Below are 7063 nucleotides of genomic sequence, written 5' to 3' on the forward strand. Positions count from 1 at the left end.
CGCCGACGGTGGCCCCGGACTCGACGACGACGTCCTTGTCGAGGATAGCGCGCTGCACGGTGGCCCGATCCTCGATGCGGACGCGCTCGAAGATGACCGAGTCGACGACTTTCGCCCCCGATTCGACGGTGACCCAGGGGCCGAGCACACTGCGCTCGAGGTGCCCGCCCGACACGACGCAGCCGAGCGAGACGATGGAATCGATCGCTGTGCCTACCGCGTTCTCGCCATCGCGGACAAACTTCGCCGGCGGCGAGTTGAGCTGCTGGCTGAAGATCGGCCAGTCCCGGTTGTAGAGGTTGAAGACAGGAAGAGCCGAGATCAGGTCTTGGTGGGCATCGAAGAAGGACTCGATCGTTCCGACATCGCGCCAGTAGTAGCGGTCGCGGTCGGTCGCGCCAGGCACCTGGTTGCGCTGCAGGTCGTACACCGCTGCATCGCCTCGCGCCACGAAGTCGGGAACGATGTCGCCTCCCATGTCGTGATTGGAGTCCGGCCGGTCGCCGTCACGCTGCACGGCGTCGATGAGCACGTCGGCGTTGAACACGTAGTTGCCCATCGAGGCGAGAACTTCGCCGGGGGAATCGGCGAGGCCGACGGCATCCTTCGGCTTCTCTTTGAAGGCCTTGATGCGATGCGGGTCTTTCGCATCCAGCTCGATCACCCCGAACTGGTCGGCGAGCCCGATCGGCTGCCGGATCGCCGCGACCGTAACGCCCGCGCCCGACTCGATGTGCGCCTCCACCATCTGGGCGAAGTCCATGCGATAGACATGGTCCGCGCCGACCACCACGACGATGTCGGGCCGCTCGTCACGCAGCAGGTTGAGGCTCTGCAGGATGGCGTCGGCCGACCCCGAGAACCAGCGCTTACCGAGACGCTGCTGAGCGGGTACAGAGGCGACGTACGCGCCGAGAAGTCCGGAGAGTCGCCACGTCTGCGACACGTGGCGGTCGAGTGAGTGCGACTTGTACTGGGTCAAAACGACCACCTGGCGCAGACCCGAGTTGACGAGGTTGGACAGCGCGAAGTCGATCAGTCGGTAGCCCCCGCCGAAGGGGACCGCGGGCTTCGCCCGGTCGGCGGTCAATGGCATGAGGCGCTTGCCTTCGCCGCCCGCGAGGACAATCCCGAACACCTTCTTCGCCGCCATGGGTCAACAGTACGGGCCACTGACGGGGGCGGTGTACTAGCGTTCACAGAATGCGAGTCGACGTGGTTACCCGCGAGTACCCGCCGGAGGTCTACGGAGGCGCCGGCGTGCACGTGGCGGAGCTGGTGGCGGCGTTGCGGCCGAACACCGACGTGGTCGTGCGGTGCTTCGGGATGCCCCGCGACGAGGAGGATGTGCACGCCTACCTCGTGCCGCCGCAGCTCACGACCGCGAACCCGGCACTCGCCACCCTCGGGGTCGACCTGCAGATCGCCCAGGATGTCGCCGGTGCCGATCTTGTGCATTCGCACACCTGGTACGCCAACGGTGCGGGATACCTTGCGAAGTTGCTGCACGGCATCCCGCACGTCGTCACTGCTCACAGCCTCGAACCACTGCGCCCGTGGAAATCCGAACAACTCGGCGGCGGGTACCGCATTTCGAGCGAGATCGAACGCACGGCCTTCGAGAGCGCCGACGCCGTGATCGCGGTGAGCCACGGGATGCGTGCCGACATCCTGCGCTGCTACCCGGCGATCGACCCCGCAAAGGTGCGGGTCGTGCACAACGGCATCGACCTTGAGCGCTGGCACCCGGTCGACGAGCCTGAGATCGTGCGGAGCTTCGGCGTTGACCCGACCCGGCCGAGCGTCATCTTCGTCGGGCGCATCACCCGGCAGAAGGGCCTTCCCTATTTGCTCGCGGCCGCACGGCGACTCGCCCCCGAGGTGCAGCTCATTCTGTGCGCGGGCGCCCCTGACACTCCGGAGATTCTCGCCGAGGTGCAGGCCGGCGTCGCCGCCCTTCAGGCCGAACGCACCGGCGTCATCTGGATTGACCGGTTGCTCTCGCAGCCGGAACTCGCCGCGCTGCTGTCGGCGTCGACGACGTTCGTGTGTCCGTCGGTGTACGAACCGCTCGGCATCGTGAATCTGGAAGCCATGGCGTGTGGGCTGCCCGTTGTCGGCACCGCCACCGGCGGCATCCCCGAGGTCGTTGCCGAGGGTGTCACCGGCCGCCTCGTACCCATCCAGCAGGTCGAGGATGGCACCGGCACGCCGGTTGATCCTGAGCAGTTCATCGCCGACCTCGCTGCCGCGCTTTCCGCAGTCGTCGCCGATCCGGCCGCCGCGCGCCTCATGGGCATCGCCGGGCGCCGGCGAGCGGAGGCCGAGTTCAGCTGGGGGTCGATCGCCGAGCGCACCCGTGCCATCTACGCGGAGTTGGTCGACGTAAGCTGAGGGCACCATGTCCTCCCCGGTGCTCGACTTCTCGAAGGTGTCCGTCGTTCGAGGAGGCTCCCGCATCCTCGACCAGGTGAATTGGGTCGTCCAGTCAGAGGAGCGCTGGGTCATTCTCGGTCCCAACGGCGCCGGCAAGACCACGCTGCTGCAGATCGCCGCGGCGGCGATGCACCCGACGTCGGGGAACGCGACCCTTCTGGGCGAGCGACTGGGAAAGTCCGACGTTTTCGAGCTCAAGCCCCGCATCGGACTCGCCTCATCGGCGATGGCGAAGCGCATCCCGGCCGACGAGGTCGTACTGGATGTGGTGCTCACCGCCGCCTACGCGGTCACCGGACGATGGACCGAGGTCTACGAAGAGCTTGACGTCAACCGCGCCCGACGCGTGCTGGCGGAGTGGAAGCTCTCGGCTTTCGAAGACCGCCGTTTCGGCACCCTCAGCGACGGGGAACAGAAGCGCGTCCAGATCGCCCGCGCCGTGATGGCAGACCCCGAGGTGCTGCTGCTCGATGAGCCGGCGGCAAGCCTCGACCTCGGCTCTCGCGAAGAGCTGCTTCAGTTGCTCGGCGGTTTCGCGAGTAGCTCCCAGTCGCCCGCGATGGTGATGGTCACGCATCACGTCGAAGAGATCCCACCGGGGTTCAGCCACGTACTGCTTCTCGCGAACGGAGCGGTGACGGCCTCCGGGCCGATCGGCGACGTGCTCACCGGCGAAAATCTCTCGACCACGTTCGGACTTCCTATCGAACTGACCTCAGCCGCGGGTCGGTTCGCGGCTCGCGCCGCTTAGGCACCCGAAACGCGCCCGGTCGGGCGCCGAATTCTGGTAAAGTCGCTCCTTGGCCGTTCGGCCATCTTCCCTTCGTTTCTTTCGAGGTAGCGCCATGAAGTCCGAGATCCACCCCGAGTACGCGCCCGTCGTGTTCCGCGACCTCGCGAGCGGCGCGACCTTCCTGACCCGTTCGACGGTGAAGAGCGACAAGTCGATCGATCTCGATGGCGAGACCTACCCGGTCATCGACGTCGAGATCTCCTCCGAGTCGCACCCGTTTTACACGGGTAAGCAGCGCATCCTCGACAGCGCTGGCCGCGTCGAGAAGTTCAACTCGCGCTACAAGGGCTTCGGCGAGAAGAAGAACTAGCCCCTCACCTCAGCCACGCAAAGCCCCGTACCGAACCGGTGCGGGGCTTGTGCATGCTCTGGGCAGCAGTGTCCGAGAAAGGCAGCGTCCTAGAACAGCGCGGGCCGCCGCGCCGCCCACAGGGGAAGCATCACATCGAGGGTGAGCGGGGCGAGTTCGACCGAGTCGGTGTCGTCGGGCGACTCAAGCCAATAGATCTCGGCGATCTCCGCGGCCGGGGTCAGCTCCTGGTCGGTCGCGAGCGCAAATACTTCGGCGCGCACGGTCTGTCCGGGCTCGTTGAGGGCCGCGGCCTCGTACGATCCGAGAAACTCGGTTGCGTCGACATCCACGTCGAGCCCGAGCTCTTCCTGCAGCTCGCGGGTCAGGGCCGCGAGGGCGCTCTCGCCGCGTTCGATCTTGCCGCCCGGTTGCATGAATCCGGTGGTGCCGTGCTTGCGCACGACGATCGCCCGCCCCGCGGTGTCGGTCACGATCGCCGCAGCGACGTGGATGCGTCCCGGGGCGGGGGTCGGTGGGGGCGGGGGAGCAGACTGCGGGGGGACCACCTCAGGTGGCGCCACCAGGGCGAGCACGCCGGTCTCCGAGAACTCGAACATGGGCACCGTGTCGCTCGGGCGCGGCGCCGGTGCGGGGATCGGCTGGGTGTCGACGATGGTACGGATGTCGTCGAGCGGCACGACCGGCCAGCCGTCGATCATGCCCCGCTGTCGCGCGTGCAGGGCGGCCGGGGTTCCCGCGAACTCTTCGCGCTGCGACATCGCCAGAACGATTCGACCGGCAGCGAGCGATCCCGGCAACACCTCGTACCGCTCGGCCATGGCGTTGAGGGTGCGAGCGCCATCGAATTCGGGTTCGATCAGTTCGTCGAGGAGCAGCGGATCGAGAATCGGTGCAGGTTCGGCGAGCGGCTCGATCCCGCGGCGGCGGCACTCGCGGTCGAGCACCGTGAGTCCACCCGTCGCATCGAAGGTCGCAATCGGGATGCCGAGCGCGAGCAGCGTGCGCAGCGTCTGAGCAACCTCGCCCACGACCGCGTCGGCCCGATCTGAACCCCAGTCCCAGCGAGACAGTTCGGCGCCGTCGTCGTCGAGCACCGCCACGCGCGCCGCGACGATGCGTGCCGTGTCCTGATCCGGGCCCGAGATCGCGAACTCCGCGACACCCAGGCGACCCTGCCATGTCCCCACTGGATCAGGCTACGACGCGGGCCGCCGACCCGGGTACACCCGTGCGGTATTAGCGTGTCGCGTCGCCGATGCCCAGCCAATAGAACGACTGGGTTCCGAGGGTGAGCGTCAGGCGCCCATCATCGCCGATCTGCGGGAAGTCGCCGCCCCCGAAGAGGTCACGCAACGGAGCGCCGTACCAACCGTCGAAGTTGATCGTCACCGCCACCGGGTTGTGTGCGAAGGAGTAGACGCAGAGCACCTGTTCCGGTCGGTCGCCGTGTGAGGAGCCGGAGCCGGCGTAGTCGCGCACGAACGCGAGGACTGACTCATCGTCGGTCGGCAGCACGCGGATCGAACCGAGTCCGAACACTGGGTGGGCCTTGCGCACGTGGATGACGTTGCGCACCCAGTGCAGAAGTGAGCGCGACTGCGCGAGCTGCGACTCGACGTTCACCAGGGTGTAGTTGTAGACGAGCGACTGCACGACCGGCAGGTAGAGCTTCCCGGGGTCGGCAGTCGAGAAGCCGGCGTTGCGGTCGGGCGTCCACTGCATGGGCGTGCGTGAGGCGTCGCGGTCGGGCAGCCAGATGTTGTCACCCATGCCGATCTCGTCGCCGTAGTACAGGAAGGGCGACCCGGGAAGCGAGAACAACAGTGCGTGAGCCAACTCGAGTTCTTGCCGTGCATTGTCCAGTAGCGGAGCGAGGCGACGGCGAATGCCGACGTTGACGCGCATCCGCGGGTCGTAGGCGTACCAGCCGTACATCGCCTGCCGATATTCCTCGCTCACCATTTCGAGGGTCAACTCGTCGTGGTTGCGCAGGAACACACCCCAACCTGCTCCGTCGGGGGTGTCGGTGGTCTCGGCGAGAACGCGCGTCAACTCGGCCGCAGACTGTGAGCGCAACGAGTAGAAGATGCGGGGCATCACCGGGAAGTCGAACGCCATGTGGCACTGCGGATCGTCATTCGTGCCCATGAAGCCGACGACCTCTTTCGGCCACTGGTTGGCTTCGGCGATCATCACCCGTCCCGGGTACTCGGTGTCCATCATGCGTCGGACGGCCTTGATGAACTCGTGAGTGGGGGGCTCGCCCTCGCCGGTGCCCTCGTCGGACTCGTACAGGTAGGGGATCGCGTCGAGTCGGAAGCCGTCGACGCCGAGATCCATCCAGAATCGGATGATGTCGAACACGGCGTCGTGGACGGCAGGGTTGTCGAAGTTGAGGTCGGGCTGGTGCGAGAAGAACCGGTGGAAATAGAACTGCCGGCGCACCGGGTCGAACGCCCAGTTGCTGTCTTCGTAGTCGGTGAAGATGATGCGAATGTTGGGGTACTTCTCGTCGGAGTCACTCCACACGTAGAAGTCGCCATACGGACCCTCGGGGTCGGAGCGAGACTGTTGGAACCACTCGTGGGCGTCCGAGGTGTGGTTCAGTGGCAGGTCGATGACGATGCGCATGTTGCGCTCATGCGCCTTTGTGACCAGCTCACGGAACTCGTCCAGGGTGCCGAACTCGGGCAAGATCGCCCGGTAGTCGGCCACGTCGTAGCCGCCGTCACGAAGCGGTGACGAGAAGATCGGCGGAATCCACAGTGCGTCGACGCCGAGCCACTGCAGGTAGTCGAGTTTCGAGATCAGGCCGCCCAGGTCACCCGAGCCGTCGCCATTCGAGTCGACGAACGAGCGCACCATGACCTCGTAGAAAACCGAGCGGCGGTACCACTGCGGGTCGAGAGCGAGCCCGGGCAACGTGATCGGAGCGGTGAAGGTCACGCTCCGAGTCTAGGCAGCGGCGCTCGTAGACTCGTCCGCGATGGACACTGTCACGCGAGACCTCCAGGTGCTGGGCAGCCGGGTGCGCTATTGGGAGTACGGCACCCGAGGCGACGGCCCGACGATCGTGGTCGTGCACGGGTACCGCGGCGACCACCACGGGCTCGAGCCGGTCGTGAAGCTGCTGCCCGACTTCCACATCATCTCGCCCGACCTGCCGGGGTTCGGCGACTCCACCCCGATGACGGACGCACCGCACTCGATCGCCGGGTACGGGGCCTGGCTTCGTGCCTTCCTCGACGAACTCGGTTTCGGTGCCGGTTCGACGGCCGGCGCGATCCTCCTCGGCCACTCGTTCGGATCGATCGTCGTCTCGCACGCCGTCGCCGACGGACTCCTCGCACGGGCGGTCATCCTGATCAACCCGATCGCCGACGACCCGGCGAAGGTCGCGGGCATCGGCGCCACTCGGTTCTACTACGCCGTCGCCCGCCGCATCCCCGAACGCGCGGCGCGGGCGTGGCTGGCCAACCCGCTCGTCGTGCAGGGGATGAGCGTCAAGCTCGCCAAGACCC

Annotated in this window: 7 protein-coding genes; 4 read left to right on the forward strand and 3 right to left on the reverse strand. The window is 66.7% G+C overall.

The genetic code is table 11. The features are described 5' to 3' along the window. On the reverse strand, positions 1–1153 hold a 1153-nt coding region (locus tag RMO30_RS12865; protein ID WP_309714194.1), incomplete at its 3' end, for a glucose-1-phosphate adenylyltransferase. A gap of 50 nt (positions 1154–1203) precedes the next feature. Here RMO30_RS12865 and glgA point away from each other — a divergent pair. The 3 genes from glgA (at position 1204) to RMO30_RS12880 (ending at position 3539) form a co-directional block, all read left to right on the forward strand. Then, a complete protein-coding gene (gene glgA / locus RMO30_RS12870) occupies positions 1204–2394 on the forward strand; it encodes a glycogen synthase (protein WP_309714196.1) in 1191 nt (396 codons plus the stop codon). A 7-nt stretch (positions 2395–2401) separates the two neighbouring features. Next, the gene (locus tag RMO30_RS12875) at positions 2402–3187 is read left to right on the forward strand and encodes an ABC transporter ATP-binding protein (RefSeq protein ID WP_309714198.1); all 786 of its coding nucleotides are present in this window, start codon (positions 2402–2404) and stop codon (positions 3185–3187) included. A 94-nt stretch (positions 3188–3281) separates the two neighbouring features. Next, the gene (locus RMO30_RS12880; RefSeq protein ID WP_309714200.1) at positions 3282–3539 is read left to right on the forward strand and encodes a type B 50S ribosomal protein L31; all 258 of its coding nucleotides are present in this window, start codon (positions 3282–3284) and stop codon (positions 3537–3539) included. Between the two features lie 89 nt (positions 3540–3628). On the opposite strand, the gene RMO30_RS12885 is transcribed toward RMO30_RS12880, so the two are convergent. Both RMO30_RS12885 and treS read right to left on the reverse strand, forming a co-directional pair. Next, on the reverse strand, positions 3629–4729 hold the full coding sequence (locus RMO30_RS12885) for an NUDIX domain-containing protein (RefSeq protein ID WP_309714202.1): 1101 nt from the start codon (positions 4727–4729) through the stop codon (positions 3629–3631). A 49-nt stretch (positions 4730–4778) separates the two neighbouring features. Then, positions 4779–6488 (reverse strand): maltose alpha-D-glucosyltransferase, encoded by a 1710-nt coding sequence (gene treS, locus RMO30_RS12890; RefSeq protein WP_309714204.1) that lies wholly within the window; start codon positions 6486–6488, stop codon positions 4779–4781. 40 nt (positions 6489–6528) lie between these two features. On the opposite strand from treS, the gene RMO30_RS12895 reads away from it, so the two are divergent. After that, positions 6529–7063, forward strand: a 535-nt coding sequence (locus RMO30_RS12895; RefSeq protein WP_309714206.1) for an alpha/beta fold hydrolase, incomplete at its 3' end; no start/stop codon positions are given.

Source organism: Pseudolysinimonas sp., assembly GCF_031389465.1.
Taxonomy (GTDB): Bacteria; Actinomycetota; Actinomycetes; order Actinomycetales; family Microbacteriaceae; genus Pseudolysinimonas_A.